This window comes from Pseudarthrobacter sp. fls2-241-R2A-127, from assembly GCF_030209355.1.
Taxonomy (GTDB): domain Bacteria; phylum Actinomycetota; class Actinomycetes; order Actinomycetales; family Micrococcaceae; genus Arthrobacter.
Genome location: NZ_JARVSF010000013.1, coordinates 302425 through 323153, shown reverse-complemented (window position 1 = coordinate 323153; position 20729 = coordinate 302425). Strand labels below are relative to the sequence as shown.

The 20729-nt window shown below is 63.9% G+C and carries 18 protein-coding genes and 1 pseudogene; 8 read left to right on the top strand and 11 right to left on the bottom strand.

Annotated elements, in window-relative coordinates; genetic code table 11:
- The 6 genes from QRN53_RS11840 to fabF all read left to right on the top strand — a co-directional run.
- A partial coding sequence (locus QRN53_RS11840; protein WP_502934841.1) for a transketolase-like TK C-terminal-containing protein occupies positions 1-530 on the top strand: 530 nt, incomplete at its 5' end.
- Positions 531-711: 181 nt separating this feature from the next.
- Positions 712-1956: a PucR family transcriptional regulator gene (locus QRN53_RS11835; protein WP_285244030.1), complete on the top strand. Its 1245-nt coding sequence runs from the start codon at positions 712-714 to the stop codon at positions 1954-1956.
- Positions 1957-2044: 88 nt separating this feature from the next.
- Positions 2045-2974 carry an ACP S-malonyltransferase gene (locus QRN53_RS11830; protein ID WP_285244029.1) on the top strand — a complete coding sequence of 310 codons (930 nt, stop codon included), beginning with the start codon at positions 2045-2047 and terminating at the stop codon, positions 2972-2974.
- On the top strand, positions 2971-4032 hold the full coding sequence (locus tag QRN53_RS11825; protein WP_285244028.1) for a beta-ketoacyl-ACP synthase III: 1062 nt from the start codon (positions 2971-2973) through the stop codon (positions 4030-4032). The genes QRN53_RS11830 and QRN53_RS11825 overlap by 4 nt, the downstream gene beginning before the upstream one ends.
- Positions 4033-4108: 76 nt before the next feature.
- The gene (locus QRN53_RS11820) at positions 4109-4354 is read left to right on the top strand and encodes an acyl carrier protein (RefSeq protein WP_009359314.1); all 246 of its coding nucleotides are present in this window, start codon (positions 4109-4111) and stop codon (positions 4352-4354) included.
- 172 nt (positions 4355-4526) lie between these two features.
- Positions 4527-5762, top strand: coding sequence for a beta-ketoacyl-ACP synthase II (fabF, locus tag QRN53_RS11815; protein WP_285244027.1), 1236 nt, complete (start codon positions 4527-4529; stop codon positions 5760-5762).
- Positions 5763-5877: 115 nt separating this feature from the next.
- On the opposite strand, the gene QRN53_RS11810 is transcribed toward fabF, so the two are convergent.
- From QRN53_RS11810 to QRN53_RS11765, 10 genes and pseudogenes are all read right to left on the bottom strand, one after another.
- Positions 5878-6381 (bottom strand): DUF3145 domain-containing protein, encoded by a 504-nt coding sequence (locus QRN53_RS11810; RefSeq protein WP_026264214.1) that lies wholly within the window; start codon positions 6379-6381, stop codon positions 5878-5880.
- A 237-nt stretch (positions 6382-6618) separates the two neighbouring features.
- Positions 6619-7545, bottom strand: a complete 927-nt coding sequence (locus QRN53_RS11805; RefSeq protein ID WP_285244026.1) for a tyrosine recombinase XerC — start codon at positions 7543-7545, stop codon at positions 6619-6621.
- A 46-nt stretch (positions 7546-7591) separates the two neighbouring features.
- Positions 7592-8767 (bottom strand): DNA-processing protein DprA, encoded by a 1176-nt coding sequence (gene dprA / locus QRN53_RS11800; RefSeq protein WP_285244039.1) that lies wholly within the window; start codon positions 8765-8767, stop codon positions 7592-7594.
- A gap of 56 nt (positions 8768-8823) precedes the next feature.
- Positions 8824-9693: pseudogene (locus tag QRN53_RS11795) on the bottom strand (YifB family Mg chelatase-like AAA ATPase); the annotation flags it as partial.
- 81 nt (positions 9694-9774) lie between these two features.
- On the bottom strand, positions 9775-9945 hold the full coding sequence (locus tag QRN53_RS11790) for a hypothetical protein (RefSeq protein ID WP_156400141.1): 171 nt from the start codon (positions 9943-9945) through the stop codon (positions 9775-9777).
- Positions 9946-9955: 10 nt separating this feature from the next.
- A complete protein-coding gene (locus QRN53_RS11785; protein WP_056387349.1) occupies positions 9956-10807 on the bottom strand; it encodes a hypothetical protein in 852 nt (283 codons plus the stop codon).
- A 118-nt stretch (positions 10808-10925) separates the two neighbouring features.
- Positions 10926-12017 carry a DUF8606 domain-containing protein gene (locus tag QRN53_RS11780; protein WP_056387352.1) on the bottom strand — a complete coding sequence of 364 codons (1092 nt, stop codon included), beginning with the start codon at positions 12015-12017 and terminating at the stop codon, positions 10926-10928.
- 3 nt (positions 12018-12020) lie between these two features.
- The gene (locus QRN53_RS11775) at positions 12021-13229 is read right to left on the bottom strand and encodes a GIY-YIG nuclease family protein (protein WP_056387355.1); all 1209 of its coding nucleotides are present in this window, start codon (positions 13227-13229) and stop codon (positions 12021-12023) included.
- On the bottom strand, positions 13226-15202 hold the full coding sequence (locus QRN53_RS11770) for a DEAD/DEAH box helicase (RefSeq protein ID WP_056387358.1): 1977 nt from the start codon (positions 15200-15202) through the stop codon (positions 13226-13228). Before QRN53_RS11770 ends, QRN53_RS11775 begins: the two co-directional genes overlap by 4 nt.
- Entirely contained in the window at positions 15199-17898 is a 2700-nt protein-coding gene (locus tag QRN53_RS11765) for a DNA methyltransferase (protein ID WP_056387359.1), read from the bottom strand. Before QRN53_RS11765 ends, QRN53_RS11770 begins: the two co-directional genes overlap by 4 nt.
- Positions 17899-18253: 355 nt before the next feature.
- Between QRN53_RS11765 and QRN53_RS11760 the strand changes: the two genes are divergently transcribed.
- On the top strand, positions 18254-19426 hold the full coding sequence (locus QRN53_RS11760; RefSeq protein ID WP_056387362.1) for a site-specific integrase: 1173 nt from the start codon (positions 18254-18256) through the stop codon (positions 19424-19426).
- On the opposite strand, the gene QRN53_RS11755 is transcribed toward QRN53_RS11760, so the two are convergent.
- Entirely contained in the window at positions 19407-19898 is a 492-nt protein-coding gene (locus QRN53_RS11755; RefSeq protein WP_082581619.1) for a helix-turn-helix domain-containing protein, read from the bottom strand. The genes QRN53_RS11760 and QRN53_RS11755 overlap by 20 nt on opposite strands.
- A gap of 442 nt (positions 19899-20340) precedes the next feature.
- Here QRN53_RS11755 and QRN53_RS11750 point away from each other — a divergent pair, with 442 nt between their 5' ends.
- Positions 20341-20724: a hypothetical protein gene (locus QRN53_RS11750; protein ID WP_056387364.1), complete on the top strand. Its 384-nt coding sequence runs from the start codon at positions 20341-20343 to the stop codon at positions 20722-20724.
- Positions 20725-20729 lie beyond the last annotated feature (5 nt).

Here is a 20729-nt window from a genome sequence, read left to right as displayed (position 1 = left end):
CCCCGGCAAAGATCGACGGTCCCCGCACCCAGATCCTCGCCTCCGGCGTCTCCGTACCCTGGGCCATCGAGGCACAGCGCGTCCTGGCAGATGACTGGAACGTCTCCGCCGACGTCTGGTCCGTGACCTCCTGGAACGAACTGCGCCGCGACGGACTCGCCGCCGAAGAAGAAGCCTTCCTCAACCCCGGCCAACCCGCCCGCGTCCCCTTCGTCACCCAGCAACTCGAAGGCGCCACCGGCCCCATCGTCGCTGTCACCGACTACATGAAAGCCGTCCCGGACCAAATCCGGCAATTCATCCCCAACGAATTCGCCACCCTCGGCGCCGACGGCTTCGGCTTCTCCGACACCCGCGCAGCAGCCCGCCGCTACTTCAAAAACGACACCCACTCCATCGTGGTCCGTGCCTTGGAGATGCTGGCGCGCCGCGGCGAGGTGGATGTTGACGCCCCGGTTAAGGCGATTGAGAAGTACAAGCTGCTGAACGTCAACGCCGGCACCACCGGCAACGCGGGCGGCGAGGCCTAGCCTCAGCCCTCCTGCAACGGCAGCAACGCACGACGGCGGCCCTCACCTGCAAAGGTGGGGGCCGCCGTCGTACTGTGCGGGCAACGCGGCACGGCGGCCGGACACACTGTGATCCTCGACAAGGGCGGTTGTAGCCTTCGCACAAATGGAGCTTGGGTGGCGGTGGCCGTATGCTCAAAGAATGCCAGCAGCAACCAGCCCGTCCTCGAAGCGGAAACCCTCCCCGCCGAAGGTCACGCCGGAGAAGTCCGAGACCCTCAAGCAGCTCCGCGCCAACGTTGGCCAGCTCTCCACCTCCACGATGCGCAAGCTTGAGCAGTCATTGCCCTGGTACAGCCGGCTCAGTGCCGATGAGAGGTCTGCGCTGGGCATGGTGGCCCAGAACGGGATCGCGGCCTTCGTCACCTGGTACGAGCGTCCAAGCTCACCATCGTGGATTCTGACGGACGTCTTTGGGACGGCCCCCACGGAACTGACCCGCTCCATCAGCCTGCAGAAAGCGTTGCAGCTGATCAGGATCGTGGTGGAGGTTGTTGAAGACCAGGTTCCCGTCATCGCGCCGGAGGCCGACCAGCCGTCCCTGCGCGAAGCAGTCCTGAGGTACTCGCGCGAAGTCGCGTTCGCGGCCGCCGACGTCTACGCCCGGGCCGCCGAATCACGGGGATCCTGGGATACCCGCCTGGAGGCCCTGATCGTGGATGCGATCCTTCGGGGCGAAAACACAGATGCGCTCCGATCGCGCATCGCCGCCCTTGGCTGGAAGGCGCAGGAGCGTTTCACGGTCATGGTGGGGAATTCACCGTCCGAACCCAGCGCCAGCTACGTGAGCGAATTGCGGCGGATGGCCGGGCGTTTCGCAGAGGATGCACTGGTCGGGATCCAGGGCGACCGGTTGATCCTGATCCTGGGCGGGGTCCAGGACCGCGAATCGGCCTATGTGAAGCTCAGCGAGATGTTCGCGCCCGGCCCCGTGGTTTACGGCCCGGAGGCGGGTTCCCTGCTGGAGGCCAGCGGTTCGGCGCAATCGGCGTTTGCCGGCCTGACGGCCGCCCGGGCGTGGCCTTCAGCGCCGAGGCCTGTGGCCGCCGACGACCTGCTGCCGGAACGGGTGATTTCCGGCGATGACGCGGCACGGCGCGCCCTGGTCAAGAACATCTACCGCCCGCTTGTGGCAGCGTCCAACGGCTTGGTGGAGACCCTGGGAACATACCTGGAGCTTGGACATTCGCTGGAGGCCACAGCGCGGGAACTCTTTGTCCACGCCAACACCGTGCGGTACCGGTTGAAGCGTGTTTGCGATGTGACGGGCTGGGACCCGCTGCTTCCACGGGAGGCGTTCGTGCTGCAGGCAGCGCTCGTGGTGGGCCGGCTTTCCGCCCCGCCGAAGGCCGCCACGGAGCGTCAGGCGTCCCGGAACCAAGGATGAGTCATTGTAGACTTCCTACAACCTGACCCCGTGAGCTTGGTGCGGTGAAACACCGCTGGATCACACAGTAATTTGGAAAGCTGGTTACGTGCTTGCAATAGTCTGCCCTGGACAGGGCTCGCAGACCCCGGGTTTTCTGGCCCCCTGGCTGGAACTTCCTTCGGTGGCAGGCCAACTGGCCGCCCTGAGCGACATCGCGGGGATCGACCTGATCGCCCACGGGACCACGTCCGATGAGGAAACCATCAAGGACACTGCCGTGGCGCAGCCCCTGATCGTAGCCGCGGGCTTGGTCACGGCGGCTTCCCTCTTCGACGTGGAGCTCAATTCCCTCCCGGTCATCCTCGCCGGCCACTCGGTGGGTGAAATCACCGCTGCCGCCCTCGCCGGTGTGCTGACGGAACAGGAAGCCATGACCTTCGTCCGCGAGCGGGCCAACAGCATGGCCTCCGCGGCTGCCGTCACCCCCACCGGCATGAGCGCCGTCGTCGGCGGCGACCCAGCCGAGGTCCTGGCAGCGATCGAGGCTGCAGGGGCGGCCCCCGCGAACGTCAACGGCGCCGGCCAGACCGTAGCCGCCGGAACCTTCGATCAGTTGAAGGCGCTGGCCGCGAACCCGCCGGCCAAGGCCCGCGTGATTCCGTTGAACGTGGCCGGCGCGTTCCACACGAGCCACATGGCACCGGCAGTGGACGCGCTCAAGGCGCTGGAACCGCAGCTGAACCCGGTGGCCCCCAAGGTGCCCCTGCTGTCCAACTACGACGGCGGCGAGGTCACCGACGGCGGTGCCGCCGTCCAAAGCCTCATCGCCCAGGTGTCCCGCCCGGTGCGCTGGGATCTCTGCATGGACACCATGGTCAAGCGCGGTGTCACCGGACTCATCGAACTCGCTCCTGCCGGCACCCTCGCCGGGCTCGCCAAGCGCGGCATGCCCGGAGTCAAGACGGTTGCCGTCAAAACCCCCGAAGACCTCTCCGCCGCCCTGGCGCTGTTCGCCGAACTGGAGGGCAACGCATGAGCGTCCCCACGCTGAAGCAGTCTCCCATCCACGAGCACACCCGCATCCTCGGGCTGGGCGCATACCGCCCGGATGTCATCGTCACGAACGAAGACGTGTGCCAATGGATCGACTCCTCCGATGAGTGGATCCGCCAGCGCACCGGGATCGTGACCCGGCACCGTGCTGCCGCGGACGTCAGCGTGATCGACATGGCCGAGGGCGCTGCCCGCGAGGCCATGGAGAAGGCCGGCATCGACGGCTCGCAGCTCGGCGCCGTCATCGTATCCACCGTGACGCACCCTTACGCGACCCCCTCCGCCGCTGCCAGCCTGGCAGACCGCATCGGCGCCACTCCGGCACCGGCCTTCGACATCTCTGCAGCCTGCGCCGGTTACTGCTACGGCATTGCCCAGGCCGACGCCCTGGTCCGTTCCGGCGCCGCGACGTACGTCCTGGTGGTTGGTGCGGAAAAGCTCTCGGACGTCATCGACAACCGGGAACGCACCATTTCGTTCCTGCTCGGGGACGGCGCCGGCGCCGTCGTCGTGGGTCCCTCCGACACGCCCGGCATCGCCCCGTCGGTGTGGGGTTCGGACGGCAGTAAGTGGGATGCGATCGGCATGAACCGGTCCCTGCTGGACGTCCGCGACCTCGGCATGGCGGCCCGTCAGTCCGATTCCACCGGAGACCTTGCCCTCCTTGAAGAGGCGCAGGAACTCTACCCCACTCTCCGGCAGGACGGCCAGACCGTATTCCGCTGGGCCGTGTGGGAAATGGCGAAAGTTGCCCAGCAGGCCCTCGATGCTGCCGGCATCGAGGCTGAAGACCTGGTTGCCTTCATCCCGCACCAGGCGAACATGCGCATCATCGACGAGATGGTGAAGAAGCTGAAGCTGCCCGAGACGGTTACAGTGGCACGGGACATTGCCGACGCCGGCAACACGTCTGCGGCCTCCATCCCGTTGGCAACGCACCGGCTCCTGCAGGAGAACCCCGGGCTGAGCGGCGGACTGGCGCTGCAGATCGGTTTCGGCGCCGGGCTGGTCTTCGGCGCGCAGGTAATTGTCCTTCCCTAGATACGCCCAAGGGCCGCGACCGCGGCCCGACCGTTTCCGGCAGCCCCTGCCGGCAATACAAGAAAAGGAGCCATCAATGGCTAGCAACGAAGAGATCCTGGCCGGCTTGGCTGAAATCGTCAACGAGGAAACCGGCCTGGCCCCCGAGGCCGTCGAGCTGGACAAGTCCTTCACCGAGGACCTGGACATCGACTCCATCTCCATGATGACCATCGTGGTCAACGCTGAGGAAAAGTTCGGCGTCCGCATTCCGGACGAAGAGGTCAAGAACCTCAAGACCGTCGGCGACGCCGTCAGCTTCATCGCCGGGGCACAGGCCTAATCCAGGCTTCCGCCGTCTCACGGCTTGGCTGGGCTGCCGGTCCGGATTGACCGGATCGGCAGCCCGCCGCATCTAACCGGCACAGTGCCCCGACCGGGACTGGCCGATCATCAAATGTGCGGGACCCTGCGGTTGTCGCAGGCGGATTCCCCACCGACGAAAGAGTGATCCCATGACGCGCAAAGTAGTCATTACCGGTCTGGGCGCCACCACGCCCATCGGCGGCGATGTACCCACCATGTGGAACAACGCCCTCAAAGGGGTCTCCGGTGCCCGCACCCTGGAGGACGACTGGGTCGCCCAATACGAGCTCCCCGTCCACTTCGCTGCCCGCTGCAGCACTCCCGCGCTGGACGTCCTTAGCCGTGTGGAAGCGAAGCGGATGGACCCCTCCACCCAATTCGGCGTCATTGCAGCCCGCGAAGCCTGGGCCGACTCCGGCATCACCGAATTTGACCAGGACCGTTTGGCTGTCGCCTTCGCCACAGGCATTGGCGGGGTCTGGACGCTGCTGGATGCCTGGGACACCCTCAAAGCGAAGGGCCCGCGCCGGGTCCTGCCCATGACTGTTCCCATGCTCATGCCCAACGGCGTGGCCGCGGCCGTCAGCCTGGACCTCGGTGCCCGCGCCGGCGCCCACACCCCGGTGTCCGCCTGCGCCTCAGGCACCGAAGCGATGCACCTTGGCCTCGAACTGATCCGCTCCGGAAAGGCGGACGTGGTGATGTGCGGTGGTGCAGAAGCAGCAATCCACCCTATGCCCCTGGCGGCATTCGCTTCCATGCAGGCACTGTCCCGCAGGAATGACGATCCCGAGCGCGCCTCCCGCCCCTACGACATCGACCGCGACGGCTTCGTCATGGGCGAAGGTGCCGGCGCCCTGGTCCTGGAGGCCGAAGAGCACGCCCTGGCCCGTGGAGCACGCATTTACGCCGAGCTGGCGGGTACCTCCGTCACAGCCGACGCGTACCACATCACCGCACCGGATCCCGAAGGCCTCGGCGCCACCCGCGCGCTCAAGGCGGCCATGTTCGACGGCCGTATCCAGGCCGAGGACGTGGTGCACGTCAACGCCCACGCCACGTCCACGCCCGTAGGCGACAAGCCCGAATACACGGCCCTGCGTGCCGCCTTGGGCAACCATGTGGACAGTGTGGCGGTCTCCGCCACCAAGTCGCAGATGGGCCACCTCTTGGGTGCGTCCGGCGCTGTAGAGGCGGTACTGACCGTCCTGGCCGTGCACGAGCGCAAGGCCCCGGTCACCATCAACCTTGAGAACCAGGATCCTGAAATCCCGCTCGACGTCGTTACCTCGGCCCGTGACCTGCCCGCCGGGAGTATCGTGGCACTGAGCAACTCCTTCGGTTTCGGCGGCCACAACGCCGTCGTGGCCATCCGCAGCGTCTAGCTATTGCCGGGCAAGCGCCCCGGAAACAAAAGGGAGGCCCCCCATCAGGCGGGGCCTCCCTTTTGTTGCTATGGAAGTGTCGCGGCGGCCAGGGCCACCGGGCGGACGACGGCGGTCAGCCGACCTGGTGCAGCCAGCGCACGGGGGCGCCTTCGGCAGCGTGACGGAACGGTTCGAGTTCTTCGTCCCAGGCCTCGCCCAAGGCGAGCGAGAGTTCGTGGTAGACGGCGGCGGGGTCGCCGGCACCGGATTCGTAGGCGTAGCGGATGCGGTCTTCAGACACCATGATGTTGCCGTGCACGTCGGTGACGGCATGGAAAATACCCAGCTCGGGCGTGTGCGACCACCGGCCGCCGTCCACGCCCTGCGTTGGCTCCTCGGTCACCTCATAGCGCAGATGCGCCCAGCCACGGAGGCAGGACGCCAGCTTGGATCCCGTGCCGGGGGTCCCGGTCCAGGAAAGCTCCGCACGGAACATTCCGGGTGCGGCAGGCTGCGGGGTCCACTCAAGGTCCGTCCGCTTATCCACTACCGCTCCGATTGCCCACTCGACGTGGGGGCACAGCGCCGTAGGGGCTGAGTGAACGAACAGCACACCGCGGGTCATTGCAACAGACATTCCATCCTCCATAGCTCTAGGTACGTCTTCCCCAACGACCTCTTGCCCGGATGGAACTGCCGTGCCCTGCACTGCGGCGGTGGTTCCCGGTATTCAGATGTATCAGATTAAGCAGTGTCCGGACTTGCCGAGCCGCAGGAAACTCAGGGAGCTTCAAGCGACACTTGAAAGTTGCCGGACGTGACTCTCATTGTGCCGTACCCCGTGGAATTACGCCAGTGCGATGAAACACACTCCTCAGGCCCGGGGGTGTGCCTGCTGGTAGCTCTTCCGCAAGCGGTCAACCGAGACGTGCGTATAGATCTGGGTGGTGGCCAGGCTGCTGTGGCCGAGGATCTCCTGCACGGCACGCAGGTCCGCTCCGCCGTCGAGCAAGTGCGTGGCAGCGGAGTGCCGCAAGGCGTGGGGCCCGGACGCGGAGGTGTCACCCAGTGCGCCGAACAGACCGTTGACAAGGGTGCGGACCTGGCGCTGGTCAACCCGGCCACCGCGGGCGCCGAGGAAGAGCGCGGGCCCGCTGGTGCCTGTTGCCAGGGCTGGGCGGCCCCGCCGCAGCCAGTCGTCAACGGCAAGGGCAGCTGGCACCCCGTACGGCACCGTTCGCTCTTTATTGCCTTTGCCGATGACCCGCAAGGTCCGGCGGTCCGGGTCCAGGTCGTCGACGTCCAGCCCGGCGAGTTCCCCCACCCTGGCGCCGGTGGCGTAAAGGAGTTCCACGATGGCACGGTTGCGCACCGCAAGCGGGTCGCCGTCCAGCGCCGATTTTTCGAGTCCGTCCAGAAGCCGTGCCAGCTGGGAGGCCTGCAGGACCCCCGGCAACGATCCCTCACGTTTAGGTGCTTTCAGGCGCAGCGCGGGGTCAGTCTCCAGAAGTTCTTCCCGGAGCGCCCAGGCGGTGAATGCCCTGGCCGTAGCGGACCGGCGTGCCAGCGTGGAGCGTGCGGCACCCGCCGAACTTTGGCTGCCGAGCCAACGGCGGAACGTTCCCAGTTCAAGGTCTTTCAGCCCGGCCGCGCCCTCGGATGCGGCGTGCGCCAGGAGGCTTCGCAGGTCGCCCAGGTAGGCGCGTCGGGTGTGCTCCGATACAGCCCGCTCCCCCGACAGGTGGCCGGCAAAGGCGTCCAGTGCCGCACCGAGTTCCTTGGGCAGTTCATCATGGTCCACTCCTACACTTTCTCAGTTTCCCGCGTTTCGCCGCAGCCGGACACGGTCATACCTTGCCTCGTTTCCAGCCGCCCCGTTCAGAGAGGGCCAGTCCAAGGAGCCCCAGCCGGCCCAGGCCCGCCCGGACCGAGTCCTGCCCCAGCCCGGCCACCGCCGACAGCTTCTCCACCGACGTCGTGGAGCGCAGCGGCAGTGCGTCCAGCAGGATCAGGTCTTCGAGGGTCAGCCCGTCCTGCACGGCCGCCGCGCCCGTCCGTTGTTCGGGCAGTCCTGCTCCGCTGGGTGCGGCAAGTTCGGCCACTTCGGCGGCATCAGTGACGCAGACCGCCCCGCCCTCCCGCAGGAGCCGGTGGCAGCCCGCTGAGTTGGCACTGTGGACTGATCCTGGGACCGCGCCCACCGCCCGCCCCAGGGTTTCGGCGTGGTGGGCCGTGTTCAGCGCACCGGAGCGCCACCGCGCTTCCACCACCACTGTCACTGATGACAGAGCAGCTATCAGCCGGTTCCGCTGCAGGAACCGGTAACGGGTGGGAGCCGATCCCGGCGGTACCTCGGCCAGCACCGCGCCCTGGTTGGCCACGGCCCGCAGCAGGTCCTCGTTCCCGGATGGATAGAACCTGTCCACTCCGCCGGCCATCACCGCGATGGTCGGGACGGCGGAGGCCCCTCCCGCAAGTGCGGCGCGGTGTGCGTGGGCATCAATCCCATAGGCGCCGCCCGACACCACCGTGAAGCCCCGCTGCGCCAGAGAGTACGCCAGGTCCCCCGTTACCGCTGCCCCGTAGCTGGTGCTGTCACGCGAACCTACCAAGGCAATGGACTGGGCCGCGGCCGGCAGCTGCTGTTTCTGGCCCCGCCACCACAGGCACAGCGGTTCCTGGATGCCGAGGTCGGCCAACTGGGCCGGCCACAGCTCGTCTGCGGGAATGATCAGGCGGCCGCCCAGCCGTGCCATCGTAGCCAGGTCACGTTCCGGCGCCAGGTCAGGGATCCGCGGCTGCCAGCGTTTCAAGGCTGCAGCCATTCCCGCCCAGCTGCCGGCCCCGCTTTCGGCCAGCAGTGAGGTTATTTCACGCTCCAGGTCCGGTCCGGCGGTCACCTGCCCGGTCGCAATGCGAAGCGCGTCCGGTGCCCCCGCAACCTGCACGAGGGCGAGCCCGGCGGCGTCCTGCGGCTCCATGAGCCGGGACAGTGCCGCCCGGGCCAAACGTTCGCCATCCATTGCCGAATCCTCTGCCACGCCCAGTTCCTTCAGTTCGTTCACGTTTGCCGTCCTCCTCAAGCCACTGCCGCGGCAGCCTGCCGCAAGCCAAGAGCCTGTCCGATGTCGTTTGCGTCCGGCAGGTCCCGCCGGCCCAGGTCAGCGAGGGTCCACGCCAGCCGGAGGACCCGGTCATAGCCACGGGCGGTCAGGACCCCGCGTTCCAGGGCCTGGTCCAGGATCCGGGTTGCTGCCGGAATGAGCCGCAAATCACCGCGCAGGATACGCCCGGGCACCTGCGAGTTCGTTTCCAGGCCAAAGCACCGCAGCCGCTCTGCCTGCCGCTCACGCGCCTCCCTGACCCGCCGGGCAACCGTTGCGGTGTCCTCTTCGCCGCCCGCCTGCCCGAACTCGGCCAAGGACACCCGCTCCACCTGCAGCTGAATGTCCACCCGGTCAAGGAGGGGCCCGGACATCCGGGCGAGGTATCTGCGGCGCATGACGGGCGTGCACGTGCAGTCCAGTCCCTTGCCGGAAGCCTTGCCGCACGGGCATGGATTCGCGGCCAGGACCAGCTGGAATCGTGCGGGGTAAGCGGCGGTCCCGGCCGCCCGGTGGATCACCAGCTCTCCGCTTTCCAGGGGTTGGCGCAAGGCATCCAGAACCCTGCGTTCGTATTCGGGGGCTTCGTCCAGGAACAGCACGCCGCGGTGGGCACGGGATGCGGCACCCGGCCGGGGAAGCCCTGAACCGCCACCAATGATGGCCGCCGCGGTGGCCGAATGGTGCGGGTTCTCGAACGGGGGCCGGCGCAGGAGCTGGACGGCGGACGCCGGCAGCCCGCACAGCGAGTGGATGGCCGTGACCTCCATGGACTCATGGTCGCCAAGATCCGGCAAAAGGCCCGGCAACCGCTCCGCAAGCATGGTCTTGCCGGCACCAGGGGGACTGCACACTTAAGTATGCATGCGCGCTGACCTGCGGTTATGTCCGAAAACGGACATCGCAGCGTGGGAGTTTTTGGAGGCTCAGCTCTCGTCGAACGGCAGGCCGACGACCTCATCGCCCGGGTCTTCCGGACCTGCTGGCGGAGCCGCGCTCGGGTGGTCCTGGTACAGCGCGTCGGAGGCGCTCTGGTCGTAGGCGTCGGAGAGGTCTGCACCCTTGGTCCCGAGGACCTGCTCCCAGTTGAATCCCATACACACGACTTTATCGGCCGGTATCGAACTCGCGAAGGATCGCCTCGACGCGCGCGGTGAGTTCGTCGGCGCGTTTGAGGATCTGCTCTTCCTCCTCATGTGACATCTGCCGCCGGGGGCTGGCCGGCATCGCAGCTGCAGCAGGCACCGGCGCAGGTGCGGGCTCCGGACCGTCGAGCAGCAGGGCCGCGGCACTGATGACCGCCGACAGCGAGGATGGGTGCATGGAGCGGTAGGCATCGATCCATCCCCAGCGGTCCATGGCTGGCAGCAAGCCGATGGAGAGGTGCCAATCCGGATTGGGATCCGGCCGCAGGTGCCGGTGCGCGGAGCCTACTTCGTCGCGGCGGTGTCCCAGGACCCGGACGGAACTGTGCGACCACCCGCTGTTGGTGCCGATCACATCAAGCCACGACCAGGTGGCGCACGCCGGGCAGGCGCTCGGGTCCTCGGCGATGCCAATCCACTGGCGCAGCTCGCGCATGCTGTCCGACCGCAGTCCCAGCGCACCTGACCTGTCCAGTCCGAGGCCTCCGTGGGAGCGCGGTGCGAGTAGCACCGCAGCGAACAGAATCCTACGCAGCCGCAGCCGGAAGACCCAGTGCGTGCCGGGGTGCTGGATGATCGCCGTCCCACGCCGGATCAGCCGCTGCAGTGAGCCGGCGTCCTCCCTGTGCCCGCGCGGCCACGCCGGGGCTGGTGGATCTTTGGGAGCCAGCCGCCGGCGCAGTGTCATGAGGACAGCCCGGGACGGCTGTACTTGCTGCACAAAGCGAGAGACTGTGGCCTCGTCGATTCTTCCGGCAGGCACGCCCGTGACCGAGCACCAGTCGGTCCAGAGGTCGGGAAGCGCCGTCGTCATCCTAACGATTCTCCTACCGCGGCTTGGTTCGACACGAGCGTCGCCTCAGGCGAGGGTCAGGCCTGCTATTCGCGACCGCTATTGTCCGCATAACTCTCGATGGGCCATCCGCCGATGCTCAGCTATCAAGCCCGAAAGCAGCGGTGACGTGCTCGATCGTGAACTGGTTTCGCAGCCTTGTAGCCGTGTTCTGGTTGGCGAAAAGACCCGTTTTCCGCACGGCCTCCGCTTGCGGAACGGCCCGTATCCATTCGACCGGAACAACCCATTCAGCATTGTCGTCGTTCTCATCACCCTCGTGGCGATAATTCCCGGAGAGGTCGAGTTCACGCAGCTGTCGCTCGGCCCCGTTCACGAGAAGCGTGCTTTGGTCGTATCGCTGGGCTTCGCCGGCGACGGTACCAACTCCTACATACCCAATCTTGGGAATGTAGGCGAAGACTCTGGCACCAATCGGCAGATTCTTGAGCGTCTGAGAGTACCTCTTGCCGCCACCGCCCGAGACGAAACCGTACTTCATGCCGTCGACCCATTGCCGGCCTGTTGGCTCTTCACCAAATGAGACGTACCAGTCAGACCCGTTCCAAGGCTCACGTGTCTTATTCTTCCGCGAGATCGCGGAAATGGACGACTTGGCTTGTTCGCTCTGATCGACCAGCCAGCTGCGGGCAAGGTACGAAGATCCGTTGTCCTGAAAATGTCTGAAGAAGACGACGTTGATGGGAACATCGAAGTCTTCATTGAGGAACCGCACGATGCGCTCGGTAGCGTTGTCAACGCTGGCGGCAACGATTGTAAATTCTTGTGCAGTGTTGACCTCTTCAGGAAGAGTGTCGCCGAAGCGATCGGCAAACGCTTCTTCAAGAGCAAGGCCTGGACGGTAGGTGGCGAAGATATTGTCGATATCGCTTCGGCCAAGGGTTGCTGCCCAGGAGCCGTAATCGAGGGTTTGAGCGGCAACATCGCGTGGAGTTTTGTCGCGTTTGAGTTCGATTACGTGCAGCGACGCCGTTTCGTCCAGGGCGAGCAGATCTACGAATCCCCCGTGCGCGGTCGGAACCTGCCGGCCAATGACGAGAAGCGGCTCGCCAAGCACTGACGGGTCAGACTCGATGTAGCCCTCCAACTGGGATTCCAAGCCGATTGATGTCGGCACTATCCGGCTGAGTTGGCCGCCCTCTGCCCGCCACAAGCCCATCTCAACAGCCATTCGTCATTCCCATCCTGCCTGTTGTCGTTCGACGAGTTTCTTGAGCTGAGCGTCGTAGACATAGTCGGTGATCTCGCCGGACATGATCATTGCGACGGCTTTGTTGATGGTTTCCAGCGGCACCACGAACCACTCCGATGGGTCGTAGTCGCGTCCCTTCCGGTCGACCTGCGTCAGGTCCAGACGCACCTCGGCGAACACCCGGTGCAAGAGGTGCTCCAGCCACGACGCACGCACATTGTAGAGGCGGTAGTCTGCCAGCACCTTCACGGGTGCCATCAGGTAGGTCGGCGACTTCGCCGCGTTTTTGATGCGGGTCTCGACTTTGGTAGTCGAGAAGCCGATCTTGTGGAGATCCTTCATCCCAGCGACAACAGGATCCTTGCTGAGCGACTGCAATACGTAGATGTGGCCGCTCTCCACGTCGGCGTCGAGGGCTTCGGTAGCATCGTGGCCTGTCCGCGCCAGGACCTGGCCCTGTGCTTCGTACATGCGGGTCATGAGGCTCTGTTTGTACATCGCCGATTCAGTGCCGTTTTCGAAGACGAGGCGGAGCCGCTGCTTCTGCCTGGGCTTGCCGCCGACAATCAGGTCCACGTCTTCACCGACCTCAGCGACAAAGCACATAACGCCACTGAGAACGAAGAACGCACCCTCACGGATAAGATCCATGCCGGTGAAAGGCACCAGACTATATGTGCCTTCGGCCAGCTCGGCGTGCTTCGCTTTGAACAAAGGTTCGAACAGGTCGAAGTCCTCGGCCTTTACCCGCTGAGCGACCGAGTCCGGAGACTCGGGCCGTTTGATCACGGGAAGATCCGATACGTCGAGGATGCCACTGTCGTCGCCGAGCAGATCGTCCAGGTCATCGCTGTCAAGAAGCTCGTCCAATGACTCTGGCGCTGCCTCTACAGCCAGGAGTTCGAACTCCGTGTCGAGGTGTTTGAGCGCTGCGATCTTTTCGTCGTTGGCCAGGATGCCCTCCAGGCGGGCCCCAAGCTTCCGCTCGGCGATCTCCCTCGTCGCCGAGCTCGGCAGACGCTCGTGTGTCCGGCGGAACTCCACGATCTCTAGGAAAGCCCGCTCAAGGCGGTCAGACGAGGTTACCTTCTTGGCTTTCTCAGGCACGTTGAGCAGGCCATCGAGGTCGTTGTCGATGAGGTCTTGCAGGGAAGCCGGCGCTTCCTCGAAAATTTCGTCGTTATCGATCATTCGTCCGTTGCCATTTCAGTCGCACGCTTTTGGGCTTCAAGTTTCTGCTTGGCCCGCTGGAGCCAGAGCAGCGCGTCGGCGTATCGTTTCTCAGTCGGTTCCTCGGCACGGGAGTCTGGCCGTCGATTGTTGACCTTGATCCAGTTCTTGATCCGGGGAACAAGAGCCAGAGCCTCTTCCTCAGTGAACTCGACGCGGGTAGCCGTGATCTGGTCCTGGATGATCCGCAGTACGGAGGGAGTCACCGACTTGGACATGACCTCGAAGGCGCGCTGGAAGGGGTTCACCGAGTCGATGAGGTTGATGGAGAGTTCATCGATGTTGACGAACTTCTCTGCCATCTTGATGAAGCGTTTGTCTCCGACTTCGCGGACCTCACCGTTCTTGACCACTGAGTCCACGACGACCTGCTGCCGCACCTCCTCAACCTGCGAGTCGCTGAGGTCCGGGTACTTTTCCCGGATGATCTTCGGGATCAGGAGCTTGTTGGCGGTCTCAGCGTCGATTGAGCCGGCAGCTGCGCGAGCGAAGGTGTCGTCTTGCAAGATCGTAGCTTTCAGGTCGTTCAGGTCCGTCTCGACGATCTGCCTGACACGCTCCGTCGAGGGCTCCTTGAAGCCCTTGATCTTCAGCTGACCGGGGATCTTCGAGTCGTCACCATCGAACTTCTTAGTTTTGAAGGTGAAATTCTGTGCGAGTACCTGCTCCATAAGCAACGATGCCGTAATGGCCTTCAGCATGTTGTTCACCGAGACCTTCACTTCACCCTGAGTGGCGTCGGGCTCAGCGATCAGGTTCGTGAACTGGGCATGCTCCTTGCCGGGGCTGTCGCGGGTAACGCGGCCGATGATCTGGATGACCTCGGTCAGCGAGGCACGGTACCCGACGGTCAGGGCGTGCTCGGCAAAAGGCCAGTCGAAGCCTTCCTTCGCCATGCCCAGGGCGATGATGATGTCCACAGCGTCGCGCTCTTTCGAGGCGACATGGGAGAGATAGTGGAGCGTGTCAGCACGTTTTTTCTGGTCAGTGTCATCGACGAGGTCGGCGACGCGAAGAATTTCACCGGTATCTTTGTGGCGAATGCTGATGATTCCGGTATCGGGGTCAGTGGCTTCGACATGGCCGATCGCATCGATGATGAACCCGACTTCTTCGATCTTGTCCTTGGTGGACTCCCCCGAGTTGACGTTCGGAATATGAACGATGGTCTTCTTATCCAGGTGCAGGACTTCACCTATAGCGTCCGTATAGCGGCCCTGGTAGAAGTGATGGCCGATGCCGAGCGAGTGCAAGTGCTCATAACCGTTGAGCTGGTCGTAGTAGTTGAACGTGACCGGCGTGAACTGTGCCTCGTCTTCAGCGGACAGAACCGGCACTGAGTCTCCGCGGAAGTACGAGCCGGTCATTGCCACGATGTGCACGTCCGAGCCGTTCATGACTTCACGCAGGAGCGCGCCGAGGCGGTTGGCTTCAGTATCAGCGGAGACATGGTGGAACTCATCAATCGCCAGCACGATGCCGTTGAACGCTTCCGGTGCGAGTTTCTCAAAGGCGAACCGTAGCGTCGCGTGCGTGCAGACCAGTGTGGCGTCGGGGCCTTTGAGAAAGTCGATGAATGCTCCGACCTTGCCCTGCGAGGAACCGGCGTCGCAGAGGTTGTGCTCGGCTTTGATTTCCCAGTCTGCGAAGAATCCGTGCGAGGTGAGCTTCGTCGAGGAGAAGGAGGCTCCGATGGATCGCTCGGGGACGGCGACGATGACCTTTTTCCGGCCCTGGTTATAGAGCTTGTCGAGCGCAACAAACATCAAAGCCCGCGACTTGCCTGAGGCCGGCGGGGCCTTGACCAGAAGGTGCTGGGCATCTCTCTTGGCGAAGACGCGCTGCTGCATCTCTCGCATACCTAAGGCATCGGTGTTAACCGACGCCTTGGTGCGGGCATAGGTCACGTCGACGATGTTGATCGGCTTGTTCACTTCTTCTTGCTCCCCTTTGCAGATTCCGCTGCCATCTCTTCATACATAGCAAAGAGGTCCGACAGTCTTTGCTCATCGGTCTCGTATCCGCGCTTGGAGTAGATCGAATCCACCAACACATCAATCTCGGCATGCGCCGTCCGCAGGTCCTCCGGCATAAAGTCCGGATCGTACAAATCGGCGAAGTTGCTCTCGCAGTGGTACTCACGTACGTCAAGCACACGCAATGCCGTAATGGTCAGCTTCTCCTTCATCGCATCCGACAGGGGCGGCAGCGGGAAATTGTTGTAGACGATCGTATTCGAGTAGCGGATTCGGGTTTCCAGTTGCCCGCCAACAGCTCGGGTCCAAACCATGTGCATCCGAGACATTAACAAAGCGAAGACCCAAGGCTTCGCGTCATACACAGCGTTCGCCGAATCTCCGACAACGGTCTCTGGCCCCAGATAGCCAAAGGGTATGTACTTGCGTCGCTCGGAAGAGTGCCGAGGGACAATGATGGATTCCGTCGGCTTGTAGCTAATTTGTACAAATCTATGAGGTTGAGAGGCGTACGCGGCCGTGCTGGCCGCTTTGCTCTTGCTTCGTTCCTCCGCTACGCGGGCCAGTCGGCTGGCGATTGGTGCGATGGATAAGGCAGTCGCAGCGAAGCCGTCAGGAATCCAGAGGCAGTAGCGTTCTCCATCGTTGATCACTTCGGATGTTCCCATGAATCGCTTGATGAACTGACCGCTCTGCGGGTCGTTGTCGATCATCTGCTGGCGCTCATCCGGAGACAGTAGGAGACCACCACCGTCACGCGGCATCGAGCCGAAAACCATGTCGGGCAGCTGAGCACTGAGTGGCTTCTTGCGCCGTTCCATGACGACATTGGGTCCATCAGCGAGATAGCCGTTGATGTTGTCCGCTGTAATCTGAAGGTCCTCGGTATAGAGGTACTTCGGCTCCGTCCGAGCCATTCGCAGGCTGATTACTGCGACGGTGACGCCGGCGTTGCGTTTGGCGTTGTTCTCCCACTTGAAGGACGTGTAGGCGAACCCGATTTCTATACCCTTGGTGAAGATCATCGGGAACATCAGGCCAACGTGTTCGCCCTGAGACACCGAGTTCGTAGTGACGAACGCGAGCTCGGCTCGCGTGCCCTCGATATAGTCCGCACCCTTCAGGAACCAGAGCGCGATGTAGTCCAGGTTCTTCGAGTATGGACGGCGTCCGAACACGAAGTCGTAGTCCGCCTTTTGATCCTTGGTCTGGGTCTTCGCCCCGACGTACGGAGGGTTTCCGATGAGATAGATCTCCGCCTGTCCGTTGTTCGAGCAGACCGTGTTCCAGTCGGTACGTGCGGCGTTGCCAGCCTGGATCTGTCCGGTCTCCTTGAGCGGGATCAGCGGGATAGAGATGTTGAACTTATCTTTGAACTCTGCATTCATCTGGTGCTTGGCGATCCAGAGGGAGAGGATCGCCACCTCGACTGCGAAATCGTCGATCTCAATACCGTAAAAACTCTCGATGTTGATCTTCGACTCGGCATACAGCATCTGGTGCTTCGGATCGATCTCGAAAAGGCGTTCAAGGATCGCGTGTTCCAGCCGGCGCAGTTCCTTGTACGCAATGATGAGGAAGTTGCCGGACCCACAGGCAGGATCGAAAACTTTGATCGCGCTGATTCGCTCGAGCAGTGCTTCAAGCTTTTTGACTGAGTCGAACCCTGCATCGAGCTGTTCCTTCAAATCATCCAGGAACAGCGGCTCGATGGTCTTGAGGATGTTCGGCACTGACGTGTAGTGCTGGCCCAGGTCGCTGCGCTTGCCCGGGGTGACAATGGCCTGGAACATCGAGCCGAAAATGTCCGGGTTGATGTCACGCCAGATCAATGTGCCCAACTCAATCAGCAGGTCGCGGGCCTTTTTCGTGAAGACCGGAACGATGTGCTCAGATGACATCGTGAACAGTCGGCCGTTGACATACGGGAACCCTGCCAGGTGTGTGGGCTTCTCGGCGGCATCTTCAGTATCCAGTGCCAGAAAGACCTCGGTGAGGAACTCCGCGACGTCGGATCCATCAAGCTGAGTATGAGAGCCGACTGCATTGACGAAGACACCCTCTTCGAAGATGCCGGTGTCTTCGGCGAAGAAGCAGAATAGGAGCCGGGTGAAGAACACGTTGAGCGCGTGACGCCCGTGCGCCATGTCGAACATTCCGGGGTTCGCCGCCAGCAGTTCGTCGAACAATTTGCCCATTTTCTCGGCAGCTTTGACGTCAGCGTGCGCCTCAGCGACATATTGTGCCTTCTCCATGCCGGCCCAGGGCAGGAAGAACGTGAAGTACTGGTCGATGTCCCGGATCGGGATCATCAGGTTCTCGCCGGTCTTCGTATCGATGGCCAGCAGTTCCGTGTAGTCGGTGACGATCACGAAGCGGGTGTTGTATCGGACGACCAGCGGTGAAGTCTTCAGCTCGTCGATGACGGCGAGAGGATCACCGGTCGTCTCCTTGAAGTAGACGACGTTCTTTTGTGCCACTTCAGTGGACGGGTCATGGGCAACGTTGAGCGAACCATTCCGCAACCTGGTCACGTTGCCTTGCGGCTTGCCGTAGGCCAGCAGCAGGCTGAAAATGAACTCGCGATCGTAGGATTCACGGCCCCCGAGCGGGGCAACGCGTTCCTCGACGGCTTTCAGGTTGAGCTTCACCATGAACGAGTTTCCTTCGCGAACATGATCCCATCATGGGCCGCGGTGCAATTGGTGATGAGGCCCTTGTCCCTGGCACTAGCTGAAATACCGTCGGCAGACGACCACGGTTCACACACGTTGTTACTCCTTACATGGCAGGGCGGGACGCTCTACCTCCCCGTGATCTTATCCGGGACGGTGCGGCGGTTGTTTTTCCCTCACCGCGTCACGCGAGGGCAGTCTTCCTCCATGCCCCGATAAGCGCCCTTACCAGAGACCCGGTTCGAAGCCGCCCCGTCGATCGCGGGTATGGGGAATCGCCACTGACAGACCATTGCGACTTGGATTCTCCGGCCAGTGAGTCGAGACTGGAGTCATGGCAGTACAGGTGAGGCTCGCAGCGCTCAGCGCTCCCACCGTCCCACCTGAACCGGAGGTGGACGACGAGCTGCGCGAGCTCGAAGAAATTTCGCGGTCTTTGGAAGGACACACGCTGTCTGCTGCCACCCGGCGCGCCTATGCCACGGCGTGGCGTGCCTTTGATGACTTCTGTACCGGCCACGGACTGGAGGCGCTGCCTGCGCATCCGGAGACCGTGCGCTGGTACGTCGCCTGGATGTCCACGCAGCTCGATGACGACGGGCTCCCCCGGTTCTCCGTCGCGACGATCCGCCAGCGCCTGGCCGGTATCGGCGAGAGGCACCTGCGCGGCGGGCTTCTGGATCCCACGGCCCACCGCGGCGTGGTGGATCTCGTGCGCGGGCTGGCCAAGCTGCGGGCCACCAGGCCCCGGCGCAAGCGCCCTCTGCTTCTGGACGACGTGGTCCGGATCATCGCGGTGATGGAGCACGACACATATCCGGCAGGCGTGTCAGCCACCAGGGACGCCCTGGCGGTGTGGCTCGGGTTCGCAGGGGCCCTGCGCAGGAGCGAGGCGGCGGCCCTGACGCTGAACCGGCTCGAGCTGCACCCGGTCGATGGTGTCCACGTTCATGTGGGGGCCTCGAAGGCCGACCCGGAGAACGCGCTGCCGGACGTGGTCGTGCTGCCGTTCGGGAGCTCGCCGGCATCCTGTCCCCCGTGTGCGGTGCACCGTTGGGTCGTGCTGCTCGGGCTCGCCCGGCAGGACGATGCGCGCACACGGCGTCGCGGGATCATGCAGCAGCTGTTCTCGTACGGTCTCGAGGAGCACGTCTGCGGAGCCGCCGGCTCAACGGCGCTCATCAGCAGCGCCGACCTGGCCTCGGGCGCGCCCCTGCTCCGGGCAACGTACCGCAACAGGAAGGACGCCCGGATCCATGCACGGGCGGTGAGCGGCGACGCGCTGCACACGATGCTGCTCTCGCGCATGGTCGAGGCGGGGATGAACCCTGCTGCCTACGGCTTCCACTCGCTGCGGGCCGGGCACGTCACCCAGGCGCGGCGCAACGGTGCGAGCACGGAGGAGATCATGCGCGCCGGCCGGTGGAGCCGGGCAGCGACGGTAGACGTTTACGACCGCGAGTTCAATCCTGCGGCACGCAACAGCGTCATGCGTCTGGGGTTGTAGACCCCTCGATGCCGGGGGCAAGCCGGTGCCCGTACTGGTCGTCCTCCTCGACCGGGACGCGGGCGTCGATGCTTTCCATGAGGCGGAAGTCGACGACACCTTTGAGTTGAGCGCCGCCGCCGAGCACTTGAATGGCCTTGGAGAGCCGCAGCACCTCCAGCCTGTTCTTCTCCCACTCGCGCTGGGCCGCTGCCAGGTCGGCGAGGTACTGCTGCAGCTGGGCCTCGCTCTCTGCCTCCGGATCCTCGGCGACCAGGATCGCCAGGGGGACGTCCAGGGCCTTGGAGGCGGCGACCGCCTCGTCCAGGCGGACGGCGCGGATTTGCTGCTCTATCCGGGTCACCGCCGAAGGGTCGACGTTCGTTCCAAGGATCTCGGCAATCCTGCGGGCCAGCTCAGCCTGGCTGATGCCCAGGCGTTCCCTCTCCTGTCGCAGTCGGCGGGCGAAGAGGTCTCCGGGCAAGGCGTTCATCTGGTTTGGGCTCCTGGTCGGGTACATGGGCGCGAAGGGCTCAGCAAGAAGCGTATGCCGAGCCGTGCCGGAGCCGCACACCGCGCGCCCCGTCATGTGAAATCTACACGTTTTTGAGCAGAACGTCAGTCCTCCCGCCGACACCTCGTTTGCGCTGGTCTTCGAGCACATTTTGGACTCGTATCCGACTCGTCACGGATACGACTATGACTGATGACTCGAATGATGTAGATTGGTCACTGAAGATGTGCACGTATACGAGTCCCTAGAGAGGGGTCGGCCGCATGATTGCAGGCATGTCGTCCCGCTCAACGGGGAGTCACGTCGCATCGGGAGAGACCATTGATAGGGCGCTGTGCTCTGTCTAGGCGAATCGGTTGTGCCAGTCGCCTCGTGACACATGTCATGCAAGCGACCATTCGATAGGCGAGAGGAAAGAACCATGACGAAGATTTACGAGGCGGCACTCGAGCGGGTCGCCCTGCCCACCGCGGCCTGGGACCTGACGAGCTTCCTGGAGAACGCGAAGTCCCAGATCCAGCTCTGGGGCGGGCTGCTGCTCATGCTCCTGGGTGCGGTCGGACTGGTCTGGGGCGGCGTGCTCCTGATCAAGAAGCTGATGGCCACCCCGCAGTCCGCGGGCCAGCAGCAGGGCTGGGGCACCATCGCCCTGCTCATCCTGGTCGGCGGCGCGCTCGGCACCGGTGGGTGGTCGCTGATCAACACCATCGGCTCCGGCGGCCAGAAGACCCTCGAGGACCTCGGCGGCGGCTCTGTCCTCGTGCAGACGGTCAGCCACGTACTGACCAGCGGCGTCCTGGGCTAAGCCCG

Coding starts and splice junctions, on each gene's coding strand:
- QRN53_RS11835 (WP_285244030.1), top strand. CDS start 712: ATGCCAGCAGCAACCAGCCCGTCCTCGAAGCGGAAACCCTCCCCGCCG.
- QRN53_RS11825 (WP_285244028.1), top strand. CDS start 2,971: ATGAGCGTCCCCACGCTGAAGCAGTCTCCCATCCACGAGCACACCCGC.
- QRN53_RS11820 (WP_009359314.1), top strand. CDS start 4,109: ATGGCTAGCAACGAAGAGATCCTGGCCGGCTTGGCTGAAATCGTCAAC.
- fabF (WP_285244027.1), top strand. CDS start 4,527: ATGACGCGCAAAGTAGTCATTACCGGTCTGGGCGCCACCACGCCCATC.
- QRN53_RS11810 (WP_026264214.1), bottom strand. CDS start 6,381: ATGTCTGTTGCAATGACCCGCGGTGTGCTGTTCGTTCACTCAGCCCCT.
- dprA (WP_285244039.1), bottom strand. CDS start 8,767: ATGGATGGCGAACGTTTGGCCCGGGCGGCACTGTCCCGGCTCATGGAG.
- QRN53_RS11790 (WP_156400141.1), bottom strand. CDS start 9,945: ATGGGATTCAACTGGGAGCAGGTCCTCGGGACCAAGGGTGCAGACCTC.
- QRN53_RS11785 (WP_056387349.1), bottom strand. CDS start 10,807: ATGACGACGGCGCTTCCCGACCTCTGGACCGACTGGTGCTCGGTCACG.
- QRN53_RS11780 (WP_056387352.1), bottom strand. CDS start 12,017: ATGGCTGTTGAGATGGGCTTGTGGCGGGCAGAGGGCGGCCAACTCAGC.
- QRN53_RS11775 (WP_056387355.1), bottom strand. CDS start 13,229: ATGATCGATAACGACGAAATTTTCGAGGAAGCGCCGGCTTCCCTGCAA.
- QRN53_RS11765 (WP_056387359.1), bottom strand. CDS start 17,898: ATGGTGAAGCTCAACCTGAAAGCCGTCGAGGAACGCGTTGCCCCGCTC.
- QRN53_RS11760 (WP_056387362.1), top strand. CDS start 18,254: ATGGCAGTACAGGTGAGGCTCGCAGCGCTCAGCGCTCCCACCGTCCCA.
- QRN53_RS11755 (WP_082581619.1), bottom strand. CDS start 19,898: ATGAACGCCTTGCCCGGAGACCTCTTCGCCCGCCGACTGCGACAGGAG.
- QRN53_RS11750 (WP_056387364.1), top strand. CDS start 20,341: ATGACGAAGATTTACGAGGCGGCACTCGAGCGGGTCGCCCTGCCCACC.